Source organism: Streptomyces sp. NPDC098781, assembly GCF_044759995.1.
GTDB lineage: Bacteria > Actinomycetota > Actinomycetes > Streptomycetales > Streptomycetaceae > Streptomyces.
Genome location: NZ_JBIWAK010000008.1, coordinates 204,435 through 221,897 on the forward strand (window position 1 = coordinate 204,435; position 17,463 = coordinate 221,897).

The window sequence follows — 17,463 nt, forward strand, 5'->3', positions numbered from 1 at the left end:
GGCTCACTGGAAGGTGATCGGGACGTGGACGTCGTACTTGCGGTCCTCGCTGTCGAAGTGGTCCGCGCGCGTCACGACCGCGCACTCGACGTCCTCGCCGCAGACGCTGCCGTCGTCGAGGGTGGCCTTGACGTAGATCTGCACGGTGAAGGTGCCGCCCGAGCCGAACTTGGAGCTGTTGGCGAACATGCCGCCGAAGGTGTTGTTCACCCAGTGCGAGGCGCCGGTCGAGCCGCTCTCGTCCTGACCGCCGAGGCAGGGGGTGGGCTTGTTCGCGCCCTGCGCCCCGTCGACCACGCACAGGCTGACGTAGATGCCCTGGCCGGTGTTGTAGCCGCTGCCGGACACGCTGATGACCTGGCCCGCGGCGGCGGCCGTGGCCGGGGCGGTGAGCGACAGGTTGTACGTCGTGCCGCCGTCGGTGACCGTCCGGGTGGAAGTGGCGGCGGAGGCCGAGGTGGCGAGGGCCAGGGTCAGGGCGGAGGCGGCGGCGACGGTGAGCGCGGCGCGGAGGGATCTCATGAGGAGCTGGACCTTTCTGCTGGGAACCCAAGGCAGTTGGACTTAGGTAAGGCTAACCTAAATACTGACCAACGGTTTTTGTCAATGGAGAGCAAAGGACCGCCAACGGCTCTTTGGTAGAACGCAGTTGAGGGAGCCGGCCCGGAGTCCGCGGGTACGCTCGGGCCGTGAACGGCGACTGGCGGGCGGACCGCATCGGGGCCGCCCTGCGCGGCGAGAACCCGACCGTGCTGCGACGCCTGGACTCCGGCTTCGCGGTGATCGGCGACGTGCAGTTCCTGCCCGGGTACTCGGTTCTGCTCACGGACGACCCGGGCGTTCAACGGCTGTCCGACCTGCCGAGGGTCGAGCGGCTCGCGTTTTTGTCGGACATGGACCGGCTGGGGGAAGCGGTCGAGCGGGCCTGCGCACGGCTGGACCCCGGCTTCCGCCGGGTCAACCTGGAAATCCTGGGCAACACCGACCCGTTCCTGCACGCGCATGTCTGGCCGCGATTCGAGTGGGAGCCGGCGGAGCTGGTGGGCAAGCCGGTGTGGCTGTATCCGAGTGACCGGTGGGCCGAGGAGCGGTTCCGGCTCGGACCGCGGCATGATGCGCTGCGCGCTGCGATCGGGGGTGAACTGGATCGGTTGCGTTCGGGGTTCTGACGGTGCGGTCCGTGGGACGCCACCCCGTGGGCGGGATTCACCGTCCCCGACGTCACCTCCCCGCGGGAAGCACCCGCCCCACCCCCCCCAAGAAGTCCCCCCTCCCCAGGGGAAGTTCACCTTTGCGGCACTCTGGCGACCCCGAGAACTCCTGGGCTACCGTCGGTAACACCCCTGCTGTCGCAGGGGTACCTCTTTGCGTCTCCCGTCCCTTGCGCGCCTGCGCGTGCGCATTTTTCCGGAAGGCAGCTCATGGAGAACTCCTCAGTTCCCGGCGCGATCACCCGTCGGCGTGCTCTCACCGTCGCCGGCGGGGTGCTCGCCGGTGCCGCTCTCGCGCAGGCACCGTTTCCGGCGTTCGCGGCCTCGGCCGGGGCGTCGGACGCGGACGCCATCGTCGTCGGTCACGGCCTCGCCGGGCTGGTCGCCACGGCCGAACTGGCGGCGGCCGGACGCAAGGTGCTGCTGCTGGACCAGGAGCCGGAGGCCAGTCTCGGCGGACAGGCGTTCTGGTCCTTCGGCGGACTGTTCTTCGTCGACTCCGCCGAGCAGCGCCTGATGGGCGTCAAGGACTCGCACGACCTCGCCTGGCAGGACTGGCTGGGCACGGCCGGCTTCGACCGCGGCATCGACGACCCCAAGGGACCGGACCACTGGGCCTACAAGTGGGCCCAGGCGTATGTGGACTTCGCCTCCGAGGAGAAGCGGGCCTGGCTGTCCGGGCTAGGCATGCAGTGGTTCCCGATCGTCGGCTGGGCCGAGCGCGGCGGGGGTCTGGCCGACGGGCACGGCAATTCGGTGCCGCGCTTCCACGTCACCTGGGGGACCGGCCCCGCCGTGGTCGAGCCGTTCGAGAAGAAGGTCCGGGCGGCCGTGGCGGACAAGCGGGTGACGTTCAAGTTCCGGCACCGGGTGGACGATTTGATCGTCACCGGCGGTGCCGTCACCGGCGTGCGCGGAGCCGTCCTGGCACCCAGCGACGCGGCCCGGGGCAAGCCCAGCTCCCGCACGGTGGTGGGCGAGTTCGAGCTCAACGCCCCCGTGGTGGTCGTCACCTCCGGCGGTATCGGCGCCAACCACGACCTCGTACGCGCCAACTGGCCCGCCCGGCTCGGCACCCCGCCCAAGTCCATGATCACTGGCGTACCCGCGCATGTCGACGGACGCATGCTGGCGATAACCGAGCGCGCGGGCGGCCGGATCGTCAACCCCGACCGCATGTGGCACTACACCGAGGGTCTGAAGAACTACGACCCGATCTGGCCCGGCCACGGCATCCGCATCCTGCCCGGCCCGTCCTCGATGTGGTTCGACGCCACCGGCAAGCGTTTCTCCAGCCCCGACATCCCGGGCTACGACACCCTGCACACCCTGAAGTCGATCAGCGACAGCGGCTACGACTACTCCTGGTTCGTCACCACCCAGAAGATCATCGCCAAGGAGTTCGCGCTGTCCGGTTCCGAGCAGAACCCGGACCTGACGGAAAAGAACATCTGGAAGCTGCTCTCCCGCATCTGGCAGACCCCGGAACCGATCGAGCGGTTCAAGGAGAAGGGCGAGGACTTCGTCGTCGCCAAGACACTGCCCGAACTCGTCACCGGCATGAACAGACTGACCGGCGACAACCTCATCGAACTCGCCGCCCTGCAACGGCAGATCGAGGCCCGCGACCGCGAGATCGACAACCCCTACACCAAGGACGTCCAGGTCATGGGCATCCGCAACGCGCTCGCCTACCCCGGGGACACGCTCAGCCGCACGGCGGCCATTCACAAGATCCTCGACCCCGCCGCCGGCCCCCTGATCGCCGTACGCCTCAACATCCTCACCCGCAAGACCCTCGGCGGCCTCCAGACCGACCTCTCCGGCCGGGTCCTGGACGCCTCCGGCACCCCGATCGCCGGTCTGTACGCGGCCGGCGAGGTGGCCGGCTTCGGCGGCGGCGGCGTCCACGGCTACCGCTCGCTGGAGGGCACCTTCCTCGGCGGCTGCCTCTTCTCGGGGCGCCAGGCCGGCCGGGCGGCGGCGCAGGCCACCGCGACCTGAGAACCGACCGTCCCTACGGCTCGGTGGGCACACACAGGACCGGGGTGCGGGCCAGATGCAGCAGTTTGTGGGGTGTGGAGCCCAGCAGGGCACCGCGCAGCGGGCTCTCACCCCAGCTGCCGACCACGATGCACCTGGCCCCGTGGCGCGTCGCGGCGTCGATCAGCGCCTCCGCCGGCTTCTGGTCGAGGACCTCGACGGTGGTCCGCACACCGGCCTCGTCCGCCACCGCGACGGCGTGCGCCAGGGCGGTGCGTCCGACCTCCTGGACGGCGTCGCGGTGCGCGGTGTACTCCTCGCCGACGGAGCCGGGCGCCGCCGCGCCGTAGACCAGCACGAGCGGCTCGCCGAACGCCGCCGACACCTCGATGGCGACGTGCAGCGCGCGGACCGCGCCCGGGGACTCGTCGTATCCGAGAACGATCGGCATCTTCAGTGCTCCTTGTCGCCGTGTACGAGATCGGGGTCGGCCACCTCCGGGCGTGCCGACCAGAAGGCCGGGGCCATCAGACGCCACACGATCATGAGGACCACACCCGCGAGAGCGATGCCGATGCCGATGACCAGCGGCGGGCCCAGCCCGAACCACGAGACACCGCTGTAGGAGTTGGCCGGGTCGGCCATGTCTCCGATCGACTCGACCAGCAGCCAGACGAGCAGCCCGGCGCCGATCAGCGGGCCGAGGCCGATCAGCAGGAAGTTGTGCACGCTCTCGGTGAGATGACGCCGGTAGTAGACCGCGCAGGCGATGCCGGTGAGCGCGTAGTAGAACGCGATCAGCAGGGACAGCGCGGTCAGCGAGTCGAACAGGGCGTTCTCGCTGATCTGCCGGACCACGAGATACCAGGCGATGGCGATGCCCGCGACCCACCACGTGCTCACGTCGGGGGTGCGGAACCGCGGGTTGATGTGCCCGAAGTGGGAGGGCAGCGCGTGCCGGCGGGCCATGGACAGCGCGGTGCGCGAGGCGGGGATGATCGTCGTCTGCGTGGACGCCAGCCCGGAGGTGGACACCGCCAGCAGCACCACCCAGTCCCAGCCGCCCATCGCCTCGTCGGCCAGCAGGGCGAAGATGAACTCCTCCTCCGCGGCGTTCTCCGACAGGAACGCCGGCCCGGCGTAGGCCACCACCGCGATCGCGACCGACACATAGGTCACCAGCAGGATGACCGTCGACCAGACGCCCGCCTCGCCGGGAGCGGTGGCCGAGTTCTCGACCTCCTCGGTGAGGTTGACCGCCGATTCCCAGCCCCAGTAGATGAACACGCCCAGCAGCAGACCCGCCGTCAGCTCGGCGCCTCCCGCGCCGAAGGGGTCGAGCCAGCCGATCTCCGGATCGACGGAGTCGAGGGTGCCGGTGTCGGCGTAGACCCGGTAGAGCGCCACCACGGCGAACGCCAGCAGACAGGCGACCTGCGCGAGGATGAGGGTGTTCTGCACCCGGGCCGACACCTCGGTGCCGATGACACACACCGCCGTCATCACCAGGATGACCAGCACCGTCAGCAGCTGGCGGACGAATTCGTTGTCCACCCAGCTGTCGAGCCCGACGGCGAGCAGGAAGAAGGTCACCGCCACGTCCGCCAGCGAGCCGACGACCAGGACGCCGGTCATCGCGATGGCCCACCCGCCGAGCCAGCCCGCCCACGGGCCCATCGCCCGGGTGACCCACGAGAAGGTCGTCCCGCAGTCCTGGTCGACCTTGTTGAGGTAGTAGAACGCCGACGCGATCAGCAGCATCGGGACGAAGGACGCGAGCATGACGCCCGGTGCGTAGACGCCCACCAGGGCAACGACCGGTCCGATGGCCGCGGCCAGCGAGTACGCGGGCGAGGTGGCGTTGAGGCCGATCACGAGTGCGTCGAGGAACCCGATCGCGTCGGCCTTCAGCCCTTCGGGCGGGCGGGTGTCCATGGTGCCGTCGGCCATGCTGCCTCACTTCGGTCGCTCGTGACCTCATGAAACAGGCAACCGTGTGGACCGCCCCGCCTTTGCTGCGCGGTCGCGGAAGACATCACCCGTGTGCCCAACGGCGACCCGTCTCAGCCGTCGGCCGGGAGCGCGCGCGTGGTGTGCGCCGGCGTCAGGGCCGCGAGCTCCTCCGCGTCGCGTGGACCGGGCGCCGTGTCGTCCAGCAGCCCCTGTGCGCGCAGCAGCCGGGTCGCCGCCACGCCCCAGGGCAGCCGCAGGCCGGCCTGCCGGAGGAGGTCGGTGCGGGCCAGCATCGCCGGCGCCGGACCGGTGCGCACGCCGGACGGGGTCAGCAGCGCCGCGTCGTCGGCCCACCGCAGGGCGAGGTCGACGTCATGGGTGGCCATCACCACCGTCGTGCCGCCCGCGCGCAGCTGGTCGAGGGTGGCGAGCAGGCGCTCCTGGCCGTCGGGGTCGAGCCCGGCGGTCGGTTCGTCGAGGATCAGCACGCGCGGACGCATGGCGACCGCCCCGGCGATGGCGGTGCGCTTGCGCTGCCCGTACGACAGCAGATGCGTGGGCCGGTCGGCCAGCGCGCTGATGTCCAGGGCGGCGAGCGCCTCGTCGACCCGTGCCCGTACCTCGGCGTCGGGCAGACCCAGGTTCAGCGGGCCGAAGGAGACGTCCTGGGCGACGGACGCGGCGAACAGCTGGTCGTCGGGGTCCTGCACCACCAGCTGGACGGTCGTCCTGAGCCGGGTCAGCCCCTTGCGGTGGTACGTGACCGGCGCACCCTCCACCGTCAACCGGCCCGCGTGCGGCCGGAGCCCGCCGCTGAGCAGCCGCATCAGCGTGGTCTTGCCACTGCCGTTGCGGCCCAGCAGCGCCAGCGCGCGCCCCTCGGACACGTCGAAGTCGAGGCCGCTGAGTACGACGGGGCCGTCCTCGTAGGCGTAGGAGGCGCCTCGCAGGGCGACCAGGGCGGTGGGCTCGCTCATGGCAGGGCCTTCTCCAGTACGAGAGTGAGGGCGACCAGCGCCGCGAGCAGCACGCAACTGGCGGCCGTGAAGGGGACGGAGACCCGGGCCCGCGGCACCAGGACGCGCAGCGTGCCGTCGTAGCCGCGCCCGGCGAGCCCGGCCTGGAGCCGGGTGGCCCGGTCGAACGCCCGCACGAAGGCAGTGGCGCCGAGCCCGGCGAGCGAGCGCCACTCGGCGGCCCGGCCGGTGTGCCCGAGGCGCGCGGCCTGGGCCTCCCGGATGCGCCGCACCGAGTCGAGGAGCAGGAAGCTCATGCGGTACGTCACGAGGGCGACGTCGACCACGGGTGCGGGCACCCCCGCCTTCACCAGCCGGGGGAGCAGGTCGGACATCGGCGTGGTGAACGCGAACAGCAGCACGCCGAGGGAGGCGGCCGAGGTCCGCAGCAGCAGTTCCCCGGCCCGCAGCCCACCGTCGTCGGCGAGGGACACGAAGCCCTCCGGGCCGCCGACCTGGACCAGCAGGGTGGCCGCGCCGGTCACGCAGAAACCGAGCGGCACCCGGTAGGCGCGCCACAGCCGGCGCGCGGGAACGCCCGCCGGGCCCAGCAGCACCGCGAGCGCGGTGACCAGGACCAGCGCGGCGCCCGGCCAGGGCGGCAGCGAGATCGCGAGGACGGTGAGACCGAGCCCGAGCACGGCCTTGTCCACGGGGTGACGGCGGCGCCAGCGACTGCTGTGCGCCGCCGCGTCGATCGGCAGCATGATGCGTCAGACCTTGTCGGCCTTCGGCTCCTCGCCGGCCGGTGCCTGCTCCAGCGCCCGCTCCTCGCCCTGCCGCCGTCCCCGGTGCAGCCCGAAGTAGTAGGCGAGAACACCGGCGCCGAGGGCCGCCTGGACCGCGAACAGCGCCGACTCGATCTCGCCGGAAGGCGGCTCGTACAGCGGTGTGAACCAGGGCTCGTAGTCCGGCTCGATCTCGGTGATCGCGGTCTCCGCCTCGGCGTCGGCGCCCGCGAACGGCTCCTCCTTGTGGTCGCCGAGACCGAGTGCCAGGGGCAGCACGGCCAGCGCGGCCACCACGAGCAGCAGCAGAAGGTTGATCTTCGTGTTCTTCTTCATCGGGCCACGGCCTCCGTCTCGGTGCGGGTCCGCTTGCCGGCGAGGAGCACGCCCAGCCGGGTCAGTTCGCCCTTGCTGGACTGCACCAGCAGCCGCATCACGAGCACCGTGAGCAGGCCCTCGCTCACCGCGAGCGGGATCTGGGTGACGGCGAAGATGGAGCCGAACTTGCCGAGCGCGCCGAGGAAGCCGCTGCTCGGGTCGGGGAAGGCGAGCGCCAGCTGGACGCTGGTCACGCAGTAGGTGGACAGGTCGGCGACGAACGCCCCGAAGAACACGGCGACCATCAGTGGCACGTCGTAGCGCCGCAGCAGTTTGTAGATCGCGTACCCGGCCCAGGGTCCGACGATCGCCATCGAGAAGACGTTGGCGCCGAGCGTGGTCAGGCCGCCGTGCGCGAGCAGCAGCGCCTGGAAGAGCAGGGTGATGGTGCCCAGGACCGCCATGATCGGCGGCCGGAAGAGGATGGCGCCCAGTCCGGTGCCGGTGGGATGCGAGCAGCTGCCGGTCACCGACGGCAGCTTCAGGGCGGACAGGACGAACGTGAAGGCTCCGGAGGCGCCGAGGAGCAGCGTGCTCTCGGGGTGCTCCCTGACCTCACGGGTGAGTGAACGGACTCCGTGGACGACGAACGGAGCGGACGCGACGCCCCAGGCGACCGCGTGCGCCGGCGGGAGGAAACCCTCGGCTATGTGCATGGCTCAGCAGACCCTCTCCAGCACCTCGTGGATGGTTGACGCGCCTTGGCCGGTCTCCTGGCTGACGGGTACCACACGCCCGTGCTCCGCCTTCCCGGGTCCGAGGACCCAGTGGCTTGCCCGTGCGGGCTGGAGCCGGACTTCCCGATTCACAGTGGCGAGGGCCGCACCGGCATCACACCGGATTTCCCGTTCACCAAGGCGTGGTGACAGTAGTGCCCGGACACAGTGGCTGACAAGCACGCCTCGGCGGCGTGAAAGCGGCGTTCGTCCGCTTCGTGGCGGGTTCCGGCGCGGGCGCGTAACGTGACGGAGCATGAAGATCCTCATCAGCGCCGACATGGAGGGCGCCACCGGTGTGACCTGGCCGGCGGACGTTCTGCCCGGCACGCCGCAGTGGGAGCGGTGCCGGGGGATGTTCACCTCGGACGTCAATGCCGCGGTAAGGGGATTCTTCGACGGCGGCGCCGACGACGTCGTCATCAATGAGGCGCACTGGACCATGCGCAATCTGCTGCTCGAACGGCTCGACGAGCGGGCCGAGATGCTCACCGGCCGGCACAAGTCGCTGTCCATGGTCGAGGGCGTCCAGCACGGCGACGTGGACGGCATCGCGTTCGTCGGCTACCACGCCGGCGCCGGCATGGAAGGTGTCCTCGCCCACACCTACCTGGCGAACTCGATCACAGGGGTGTGGCTGAACGACGTACGGGCGAGCGAGGGGCTGCTCAACGCGCACGTCGTCGCGGAGTACGGCGTGCCCGTCGTCCTCGTCACCGGCGACGACGTGGCCTGCGAGGACGCGCTGGGATATGCGCCCGAGGCACTGAAGGTCGCTGTCAAGGACCATGTCTCGCGGTACGCCGCCGTGTGCCGTACGCCGGCCAGGACCGCCGCCGACATCCGCGCGGCGGCGAAGGAGGCGGCCGGGCTGGCGGTCCGTCAGCAGCCGGTACACGGTGGCCCGTTCACCGTGGCCGTGGAGTTCGACGCCGAGCACCTCGCGATGGCCGCCACCGTCGTCCCGGGCGTCGAACGTATCGGCGAGCGAAAGGTGGCGTACACCAGCGAGCGTATGTACGAGGGAATCCGTACCTTCAAGGCGGTCACCACGATCGTCTCGGCCGCGGTGGAGGAGCAGTATGGCTGACGGGCAGGCGCTGGACGAGGTCGTTACGTTCACTTCCGACCTCATTCGCATCGACACGACCAATCGCGGGGGCGGCGACTGCCAGGAGCGCCCCGCCGCCGAGTACGCCGCCGCGCGGCTGGCGGAGGCGGGCCTGGAGCCCACCCTGCTGGAGCGCGTCAAGGGCCGCACGAACGTGGTCGCCCGCGTCGAGGGAACCGACCCCTCGGCGGACGCGCTGCTCGTCCATGGTCATCTGGACGTGGTGCCCGCGTGGGCTGACGAGTGGAGCGTGCACCCCTTCTCCGGGGAGATCCGCGACGGCGTCGTGTGGGGCCGGGGCGCCGTCGACATGAAGAACATGGACGCGATGATCCTCTCCGTCGTGCGGGCCTGGGCGCGCGAGGGCCTACGGCCCCGCCGGGACGTCGTGATCGCGTTCACCGCCGACGAGGAGGCGAGCGCCGCGGACGGCTCCGGCTTTCTCGCGGACCGGCACGCCGCGCTGTTCGAGGGCTGCACCGAGGGCATCGGCGAGTCGGGCGCGTTCACCGTCCACGACGGCAGCGGGCGGCAGATCTACCCCCTCGCGGCCGGAGAGCGCGGCACCGGCTGGCTGAAGCTCACGGCACGCGGGCGGGCCGCGCACGGCTCCCGGCCCAACCGGGAGAACGCGGTGACCCGCATCGCCGCCGCCGTCACCCGGATCGGCGCCCACGAGTGGCCGGTCCGCCTGACCCCCACGGTCCGCGCCGCCCTCGTCGAACTCGCCGCGCTGCACGGCCTCGACGCCGACCTCGACGACGTGGACGGACTGCTGGAGAAGCTCGGCCCGGCGGCCAAGCTCGTGGAGGCCACCGTCCGCAACAGCGCCAACCCGACCATGCTGGACGCCGGTTACAAGGTCAACGTGATCCCGGGGGAGGCCGTGGCCCACGTCGACGGCCGGTTCCTGCCCGGCTTCGAGGACGAGTTCCGCGCGACCATCGACGAACTGACCGGCCCGGACGTCGACTGGGAGTTCCACCACCGCGAAGTGGCCCTCCAGTCACCGCTCGACTCGCCGACGTACGCAAAGATGCGCGCCGCCGTCGAGGAGTTCGCGCCCGAGGGGCACACGGTGCCGTACTGCATGCCCGGCGGCACCGACGCCAAGCAGTTCTCGCGGCTCGGCATCACCGGTTACGGCTTCTCACCGCTGCGGCTGCCGGAGGGCTACGACTACGGGGCCATGTTCCACGGCGTCGACGAACGGGTGCCGGTCGAGGCACTGCACTTCGGTGTGCGGGTACTCGACCGCTTTCTGCGCACGGCCTGACCGGAGTGGGGGAGACAGTGCGGACGCTGGCGTACGGTTCCTGGCCCTCGCCCATCGACGCCGCCGTCGCCGCGGCGCACGACGGGCGGCCCGAGTACGTCGGGTTCGTGGGTGACGAGGCGTGGTGGATCGAGCCGCGGCCCACGGAGGCCGGACGGCGCACGCTGGTACGGCGCGGCGCCGACGGCACCGAGGAGTCCGTCCTGCCCCCGCCGTGGAACGTGCGCAGCCGGGTCGTCGAGTACGGCGGGCAGCCGTGGGCCGGTGCGATGGTCGACGGCCGCCCGCTCGTCGTCTTCGTCGACTTCGCCGATCAGCGCCTGCACCGGTACGAGGAGGGCGGCGAGCCGCGTCCGCTCACTCCCGTGTCCGAGGTGGGCGGCGGACTGCGCTGGGTGGAGCCGCAGTTGCGGCTCGACCTCGGTGAAGTGTGGTGCGTGCTGGAGGAGTTCACGGGGGAGGGGCCGACGGATGTGCGGCGCGTCCTGGCCGCGGTCCCGCTGGACGGCTCGGCGGCCGAGGACCGGGACGCCGTACGCGAACTCACCGACGACCGGTACCGGTTCGTCACCGGGGCGCGGATCTCGCCGGACGGACGGCGCGCGGCATGGCTCGCCTGGGACCATCCCCGGATGCCGTGGGACGGCACGGAACTGCTGGTCGCCGATGTCGGCGCCGACGGCAGCCTGGCCGGCCGGCGGATCGTCGCCGGTGGGCCGCGGGAGTCGATCGCCCAGGTCGACTGGTCGGCCGACGGCCGGCTGCTGTACACCAGCGACCGCGGCGGCTGGTGGAACCTGTACCGGGACGGCGAACCCCTCTGCCCGCGCGAGGAGGAGTTCGGCGGCCCGCTGTGGAAACTGGGGCTGCGCTGGTTCGCCCCGCTGGCGAGCGGACTCGTGGCGGTGGTGCACGGCCGCGGCTCGACGGCCCTCGGGATCCTCGACCCCGAGACCGGCGAGATCGTCGACGCGGCCGGCCCCTGGACCGAGTTCGCGCCCACGCTCGCGGTGCACGGCGACCGGGTGATCGCCGTCGGCGCGAGTCCGCGCAGCGCCTACGAGGTGGTCGAGCTGGACACCTGCACCGGACGGTCCCGGGTGGTCGGGGCCGCGCACGACGACGCGGTGGACCCCGCCTACTACCCCGAGCCGCAGATCCGCACCTTCACCGGTCCCGCCGGCGACGACATCCACGCGCACATCTACCCGCCGCACCACCCCGGTTGCGTCGCCCCCGCCGACACCCCGCCGCCGTACGTCATTTGGGCGCACGGCGGCCCCACCGACCGGGCGCCCCTCGTGCTCGACCTGGCCATCGCCTACTTCACCTCGCGCGGCATCGGCGTCGCCGAGGTCAACTACGGCGGCTCCAGCGGGTACGGGCGGGAGTACCGCGACCGGCTGCGCGAGCAGTGGGGCGTGGTCGACGTCGAGGACTGCGCGGCCGTCGCGCTCGCCCTCGCCGACGAGGGCACCGCCGACCGGAGCCGGCTCGCCGTACGGGGCGGCAGCGCCGGCGGCTGGACCACCGCCGCCTCGCTCACCACCACCGACGTCTTCGCCTGCGGCACGATCCTCTACCCGATCCTCGACCTGACCGGCTGGGGCACGGGCGAGACCCATGACTTCGAGTCGCGGTACCTGGAGTCGCTGGTCGGCCCCCTCGACGAGGTGCCGGCGCGCTACGCCGAACGCTCGCCCGCGGCGCACGCCGACCGTCTCACCGTGCCGTTCCTGCTGTTGCAGGGCCTGGACGACGTGATCTGCCCGCCCGCCCAGTGCGAGCGGTTCCTGGCCCGGTTGGCGGGGCGCCGGGTGCCGCACGCCTACATCGCCTTCGAGGGGGAGGGGCACGGATTCCGGCGGGCCGAGACGACGGTCCGGGTACTGGAATCCGAACTCTCCCTGTACGCCCAGGTGTTCGGCCTGAACCCGCCCGGCATCCCGCACCTGGAGCTCGCCAAGTGAACCGACCCGCAGGGCCCTTGGCGCGGCCCACCCGGCTGGCCCCCGGCGCCCGGGTGGCGGTCGTCGCGCCCAGCGGGCCGGTGCCCGAGGAGCGGCTCCAGGCCGGCCTCGACGTGCTGCGCGGGTGGGACCTCGACCCGGTGGTGGCGCCCCATGTGCTGGACCGGCACGGCGCGTTCGGCTACCTCGCCGGTACGGACGCCGACCGGGCCGCCGACCTCCAGAACGCCTGGTGCGACCCGGCCGTGGACGCCGTGCTGTGCGCCCGGGGCGGCTACGGCGTGCAGCGGATGGTCGACCTGCTGGACTGGGACGCGATGGCCGCGGCCGGGCCGAAGGCGTTCGTCGGCTTCAGCGACATCACCGTGCTGCACGAGGCGTTCGCCGGCCGGCTGGGCCTGGCCACGCTCCACGGGCCGATGGCGGCCGGCGTCGACTTCGTCAAGAACGCGCGGGCGCAGGAGCATCTGAGGGCCACGCTGTTCGAGCCGGAGTCGGTGCGGGTCATCACCTCCACCGGCGCCGCACTGGTCCCGGGCCGGGCCCGCGGGGTCACCCTCGGCGGCTGCCTCACCCTGCTCGCCGCCGAGGCGGGCACCCCGGGAGCCCGGACCTCCGCGGCCGGCGGACTGCTCTGCCTTGAAGACGTGGGCGAGGAGACCTACCGGCTCGACCGCTGTCTCACCCAGCTGCTGCGCGCCGGCGTGCTCGACGGCGTGCGCGGCGTGCTGCTCGGCTCCTGGCAGGAGTGCGGGCCGTACGAGCGCCTGCGTGCGCTGTTCCTCGACCGACTGGGTGGCCTCGGTGTGCCCGTTGTGGAGGAGTTCGGGTTCGGGCACTGTGAGGGTGCGCTGACGATTCCCTTCGGCGTGAGTGCCGAACTCGACGCCGACGCGGGCACGTTGACGCTCGACGAGCCCGCGCTGCGCTGAGCGCCGTTCACTGAATCTCCGTCAAGAAACCTCCGTCACGGCGATTGACCCCGCCTGACACGTGTCACACCATGACAACCGGCCAGTACTTACTGGTCGGTAAGCAGGGCATCCCCAGCGTGCCTCAGTGTGGAGGTCTCCGTGTCCCGTCGTGTGCCCAGATATCGAGCTCCGCTCGCACTCGCCCTCGGCGCCACCCTCACCGCACCCCTCGCACTCACCGCACCGGCCGCCGTCGCCGCGACCGGCCAGTACACCGTCACCGCCCTGAAGTTCACCGTCCAGGCGGGCGGCCGCACCTGCACCGTCGACGCCGATCTGTACCGGCCCGCCGGTGTCGACCGTGCCCACCCCGCGCCCGCCGTCGTCGCCACCAACGGCTTCGGCGGCAGCAAGTCCGACGGCTCGACCGACGCCATCGGCAAGGCCTTCGCCGAGCGCGGCTATGTCTCCCTCGTCTACTCCGGGCTCGGCTTCGGCCGGTCCGGCTGTCTGATCTCGCTGGACGACCCCGCCATCGACGGGGTCGCCGCCTCAGGGCTGATCGACTTCCTGGGCGGCGGGCGCCCGGCCGACGACGGCACCAAGGCCGACTTCGTCACCCTCGACGCCCCCGGCGACCCACGTGTCGGCATGGTGGGCGGCTCCTACGGCGGGGCCGTCCAGCTGGCCACGGCCGCCGTCGACCGGCGCGTGGACGCCCTCGTGCCGCTGATCACCTGGAACGACCTCGCCTACTCCCTCGACCCGAACAACGCCGTGGGCAGCGGCAACGTCCCCGGCGCCTTCAAATGGCAGTGGGCCAACGGCTTCTACCTCATCGGCGAGGGCCAGCCCCTGCTGGAGCCCGACCTCGACCCCTCCCGCATCAACTCCCTCGCCTGTCTGCACTTCGTCACCAACGCCTGCGACACCATCCGCACCCTCAACTCCGGCCGCTACCCGGCGCGTCAGACGGCCGAGCTGCTCGCCTACGCCCGCAGCGTCTCGCCGGTGTCCTACCTGCACCGCGTCAAGGCCCCCACCCTCCTCGTCCAGGGCCAGGCGGACAGCCTCTTCAACCTCAACGAGGCCACGGCGACGTACCAGACGCTCAAGGCCCAGGGCACCCCGACCAACCTGATCTGGCAGTCCTGGGGTCACAGCGGCGGGCTCAGCGACCCCGCCTCCGGCGAACTCAACCTCGGCCAGGGAAACCTGGAGACCAGCTACGTCGGCCGCCGCATCCTCGGCTGGTTCGACCGCTATCTGCGCAAGAACCCCGTCGACACCGGACCGGCCTTCGCCTACTACCGCGACTGGATCACCGACCCGAACCACACCTACGCCACCGCCGACCGCGTCCCCGGCCCCAGCCGGACCCTGTACCTCTCCGGCGACGGCAAGCTCGTCGACAACCGCGCCAAGGTGAAGCGCGGCAGCCGTACCTACACCAACTGGCTCGTCCCCACCAGCCACTCGGAGAGCTCGCTCGCCGGACTCATCGGCCTCCCGGACCCGGCGCCGTACGACACCCCGGGCACCTACCTCGGCTGGACCAGCGAGCCGCTCACCCGCACCACCGACGTCGTCGGCGCACCCCGGGCCACGCTGAAGGTCGTCTCCCCGAAGGCCGAGCGGACCCAGCACTCCGGGGACGCCGCCGACAAGCTCGTGCTGTTCGCCAAGCTGTACGACGTCGCGCCGGACGGCACGCGGACGCTGGTGCACCGGCTGGTCGCGCCGGTGCGGGTGCCCGACGTGACCCGGAGCTTCACCGTGACCCTGCCGGGGATCGTGCACCGGTACGAGAAGGGGCACCGGCTGCGCTTCGTGATCGCGGCGAGTGACGACGCGTACTTCGGGAACCGGGGGATCAAGCCGGTGACCGTGGTCAGCGCTCCCGGCGACACGGGGGTGATCCGGCTGCCGGTGGTCGACTGAGCGCTCGGGCTGGTGCTCACCGTGCGTGATCGCGTCTTCGGGAGCATGCTGGGTGGTATGAGCACGAAGACGTCGGAGCGCCGCGGCAGGGCCGGCGGGCGGCGAGGACGGCTGGGCGAGGCGATGACCCCCGCCCGGATCACCGTGCTCGTGCTCGTCGCCCTGTCCCTGATCTTCATCTTCGAGAACACCCGCAAGACGGAGATCCGGCTGTTGATCCCCGAGGTGACGATGCCGCTGTGGGTGGCCCTGCTGGGCATGGGCGTGATCGGTGCGCTCTGCGGGGCGTACTTCATGGGACGGCGCCGCTAGCCGATCGTACGCTGGCCCAATGCCGCATCCCGCGTCCCGCTACCTCGCCGAAGGCCCCCACGTGGGCCTTCGCCACTTCACCCACGAGGACGCCGCCGAGTTCACCGCGCGCGCCCGGGAGAGCAAGGAGCTGCACCAGCCCTGGCTCTTCCCGCCGGACGGCCCGGCCGCCTACGCCGCCTACGCGGGGCGGCTGATCGAGGATGCCACCAAGGCGGGCTTCCTGGTCTGCGCGAAGGACGACGCCGGTGGCATCGCCGGGTTCATCAACATCAACAACATCGTCCAGGGCACCTTCAGGAGCGGCGCCCTCGGCTACGGCGCCTTCGCCCACGCGGCCGGGCGCGGCCTGATGCGGGAGGGCCTCGACCTCGTGGTCGGCCATGCCTTCGGACCGATGCGACTGCACCGTCTGGAGATCAACGTCCAGCCCGCGAACACCGCGTCCATCGCCCTCGCCCGCGCCTGCGGTTTCCGCCTGGAGGGCTTCTCGCCGGCCATGCTCTTCATCGACGGGGCCTGGCGGGATCACGAGCGGTGGGCGATCACCGCCGAGATGCGGAGCGCCCCACCGGATGTGCCGTGAAGCGCAGCCGTCGTCCGCCCGCCCCTGAGGGGCCGCCGCCGAAGGGCAGTTGAGGGCCGGCCCCCGGTCGGAGAGGATGGGCCGCATGCGGACCATCGTGGTGCTCGACGCCCCCTCCAACCTGGGCCTGCGCCCGCCCGCCCCCGGCACCGTGCCCGGCTGCCACAAGCTCGCCGGTGCGCTGCGCGAGCAGCGGATCGTGCAGAGGCTGCGGGCGCTGGAGGGCGGGGTGGTGGTGCCGCCGCGCTACGACCGGGGGGACTGGCAGGAGGGCGACGGCGTCTTCAACGCGGCCGCCATCGCCGGGTACACCCGAAAGCTCGCCGACCGGATCGAGCACCATGTGCGCGCCGGGGACTTCCCGCTCGTGCTGGGCGGCGACTGCTCGATCAACCTCGGTGCCGCCCTCGCGCTGCGTCGCCTCGGCCGGTACGGGCTGGCCGTCGTGGACGCCTCGCCCGACTTCCGGCACCCGGGGAACTCCGACGGGGTCGGCGCGGCCGGCGGTGAGGAGGTCGCCCTGGCCACCGGGCGCGGTCAGGAGCAGCTGACCGACCTGGAGGGGCTGAAGCCCTATCTGCGGGACGAGGACGTGCGGTACTTCGGCATCCGGGACTGCTTCGAGGACGAGCGGGCCGAACTCGCCGACCTGAAGATTCCCGTGGTGACCGTCGGGGACCTGCGGGAATGGGGCGCCGAAGCCCTCGCGTCGGTCACCCGGCAGGCCTTCGAGATCCCGCAACTGGACGGCTTCTGGGTCCATCTGGACGCCGACGTCCTCGACCCGTCCGTCATGCCCGCCGTCGACAGCCCCGACCCCGACGGCCTCACGCCCGACGAACTCGTCGCGCTGCTGAGGCCGTTGCTCGGCTCGGGACACTGCGTCGGGCTCAACGTCACGATCTACGACCCCGATCTGGACCCCGAGGGCACGGCGGGGGCGCTGCTCACCGACATCGTGGTGTCGGCCCTCGATCAGGACTGACGGTCGACGTACTCGTAGATCGACCCGTCCGGGTGCATCGCGATCAGGTTGCGGCCCACCGGCGTCGGCACCGGCCCGGCGATGATCCGCGCACCCAGCTCACTGAGCACCTGGTGCGTCTCCTCGACGTCCTTCACCGCGATCGTCGCCGCGACCTTGCGCAGCACCTCCAACTCGGCCTCCGGGCCGCTCATCAGCAGGAAGCATCCGATCGCCGCCACCTGCACGCCGCCGCGTTCGAAGCGGAGGGCTGTGCCGCCCGCGAGGCGTTCGTAGAAGGGGACCGCGGCCTCCAGGTCGTCGACGCACACGCGCAGCGTGGCTCCCAGAATGTCCATGCTGGAAAGCCTAGTTGGCACCGGCAGGCAGGGCAGATCGTTTCA

18 protein-coding genes and 1 riboswitch are annotated in these 17,463 nt (G+C 71.6%); of the genes, 10 read left to right on the forward strand and 8 right to left on the reverse strand.

The genetic code is table 11. The features are described 5' to 3' along the window. Positions 1-3: 3 nt before the first annotated feature. Positions 4-522 carry a hypothetical protein gene (locus tag ACIQWG_RS30210; RefSeq protein WP_404101392.1) on the reverse strand — a complete coding sequence of 173 codons (519 nt, stop codon included), beginning with the start codon at positions 520-522 and terminating at the stop codon, positions 4-6. 167 nt (positions 523-689) lie between these two features. Here ACIQWG_RS30210 and ACIQWG_RS30215 point away from each other — a divergent pair, with 167 nt between their 5' ends. Both ACIQWG_RS30215 and ACIQWG_RS30220 read left to right on the forward strand, forming a co-directional pair. Next, positions 690-1,169 (forward strand): HIT family protein, encoded by a 480-nt coding sequence (locus tag ACIQWG_RS30215; RefSeq protein ID WP_404101394.1) that lies wholly within the window; start codon positions 690-692, stop codon positions 1,167-1,169. 252 nt (positions 1,170-1,421) lie between these two features. Further along, positions 1,422-3,215, forward strand: a complete 1,794-nt coding sequence (locus ACIQWG_RS30220; RefSeq protein WP_404101396.1) for an FAD-binding dehydrogenase — start codon at positions 1,422-1,424, stop codon at positions 3,213-3,215. A gap of 13 nt (positions 3,216-3,228) precedes the next feature. Here ACIQWG_RS30220 and ACIQWG_RS30225 read toward each other — a convergent pair whose 3' ends face one another. From ACIQWG_RS30225 to ACIQWG_RS30250, 6 genes are all read right to left on the reverse strand, one after another. Beyond that, a complete protein-coding gene (locus ACIQWG_RS30225; RefSeq protein ID WP_404101398.1) occupies positions 3,229-3,645 on the reverse strand; it encodes a universal stress protein in 417 nt (138 codons plus the stop codon). 2 nt (positions 3,646-3,647) lie between these two features. Continuing rightward, positions 3,648-5,144 (reverse strand): APC family permease, encoded by a 1,497-nt coding sequence (locus ACIQWG_RS30230; protein ID WP_404101400.1) that lies wholly within the window; start codon positions 5,142-5,144, stop codon positions 3,648-3,650. Positions 5,145-5,257: 113 nt separating this feature from the next. Beyond that, the gene (locus tag ACIQWG_RS30235) at positions 5,258-6,124 is read right to left on the reverse strand and encodes an energy-coupling factor ABC transporter ATP-binding protein (protein ID WP_404101402.1); all 867 of its coding nucleotides are present in this window, start codon (positions 6,122-6,124) and stop codon (positions 5,258-5,260) included. Beyond that, positions 6,121-6,870, reverse strand: a complete 750-nt coding sequence (gene cbiQ, locus ACIQWG_RS30240; RefSeq protein WP_404101404.1) for a cobalt ECF transporter T component CbiQ — start codon at positions 6,868-6,870, stop codon at positions 6,121-6,123. The genes ACIQWG_RS30235 and cbiQ overlap by 4 nt, the downstream gene beginning before the upstream one ends. Positions 6,871-6,876: 6 nt before the next feature. Next, entirely contained in the window at positions 6,877-7,227 is a 351-nt protein-coding gene (locus ACIQWG_RS30245; protein WP_404101406.1) for an energy-coupling factor ABC transporter substrate-binding protein, read from the reverse strand. Beyond that, a complete protein-coding gene (locus ACIQWG_RS30250; RefSeq protein ID WP_404101408.1) occupies positions 7,224-7,925 on the reverse strand; it encodes an energy-coupling factor ABC transporter permease in 702 nt (233 codons plus the stop codon). The genes ACIQWG_RS30245 and ACIQWG_RS30250 overlap by 4 nt, the downstream gene beginning before the upstream one ends. A gap of 29 nt (positions 7,926-7,954) precedes the next feature. Then, positions 7,955-8,163: riboswitch (cobalamin riboswitch) on the reverse strand. A gap of 78 nt (positions 8,164-8,241) precedes the next feature. Between ACIQWG_RS30250 and ACIQWG_RS30255 the strand changes: the two genes are divergently transcribed. The 8 genes from ACIQWG_RS30255 to ACIQWG_RS30290 all read left to right on the forward strand — a co-directional run bounded on the left by ACIQWG_RS30255 (position 8,242) and on the right by ACIQWG_RS30290 (position 17,080). Then, positions 8,242-9,075: a M55 family metallopeptidase gene (locus ACIQWG_RS30255; protein ID WP_404101410.1), complete on the forward strand. Its 834-nt coding sequence runs from the start codon at positions 8,242-8,244 to the stop codon at positions 9,073-9,075. Then, positions 9,068-10,372 carry a M20/M25/M40 family metallo-hydrolase gene (locus tag ACIQWG_RS30260; protein ID WP_404101412.1) on the forward strand — a complete coding sequence of 435 codons (1,305 nt, stop codon included), beginning with the start codon at positions 9,068-9,070 and terminating at the stop codon, positions 10,370-10,372. Before ACIQWG_RS30255 ends, ACIQWG_RS30260 begins: the two co-directional genes overlap by 8 nt. Before the next feature lie 5 nt (positions 10,373-10,377). After that, complete coding sequence (locus ACIQWG_RS30265) at positions 10,378-12,342, forward strand: prolyl oligopeptidase family serine peptidase (RefSeq protein ID WP_404101414.1); 1,965 nt, start codon at positions 10,378-10,380, stop codon at positions 12,340-12,342. Then, a complete protein-coding gene (locus tag ACIQWG_RS30270) occupies positions 12,339-13,274 on the forward strand; it encodes an LD-carboxypeptidase (RefSeq protein ID WP_404101416.1) in 936 nt (311 codons plus the stop codon). Before ACIQWG_RS30265 ends, ACIQWG_RS30270 begins: the two co-directional genes overlap by 4 nt. A gap of 141 nt (positions 13,275-13,415) precedes the next feature. Beyond that, complete coding sequence (locus tag ACIQWG_RS30275; RefSeq protein ID WP_404101418.1) at positions 13,416-15,197, forward strand: CocE/NonD family hydrolase; 1,782 nt, start codon at positions 13,416-13,418, stop codon at positions 15,195-15,197. Positions 15,198-15,254: 57 nt separating this feature from the next. After that, positions 15,255-15,509 (forward strand): DUF1049 domain-containing protein, encoded by a 255-nt coding sequence (locus tag ACIQWG_RS30280; RefSeq protein ID WP_404101420.1) that lies wholly within the window; start codon positions 15,255-15,257, stop codon positions 15,507-15,509. A 19-nt stretch (positions 15,510-15,528) separates the two neighbouring features. Continuing rightward, positions 15,529-16,095: a GNAT family N-acetyltransferase gene (locus ACIQWG_RS30285; protein WP_404101422.1), complete on the forward strand. Its 567-nt coding sequence runs from the start codon at positions 15,529-15,531 to the stop codon at positions 16,093-16,095. An 85-nt stretch (positions 16,096-16,180) separates the two neighbouring features. Beyond that, positions 16,181-17,080: an arginase family protein gene (locus tag ACIQWG_RS30290; protein ID WP_404101424.1), complete on the forward strand. Its 900-nt coding sequence runs from the start codon at positions 16,181-16,183 to the stop codon at positions 17,078-17,080. On the opposite strand, the gene ACIQWG_RS30295 is transcribed toward ACIQWG_RS30290, so the two are convergent. Beyond that, positions 17,071-17,418 (reverse strand): VOC family protein, encoded by a 348-nt coding sequence (locus ACIQWG_RS30295; protein WP_404101426.1) that lies wholly within the window; start codon positions 17,416-17,418, stop codon positions 17,071-17,073. The two genes, ACIQWG_RS30290 and ACIQWG_RS30295, sit on opposite strands and share 10 nt — an antisense overlap. Positions 17,419-17,463: the final 45 nt, after the last annotated feature.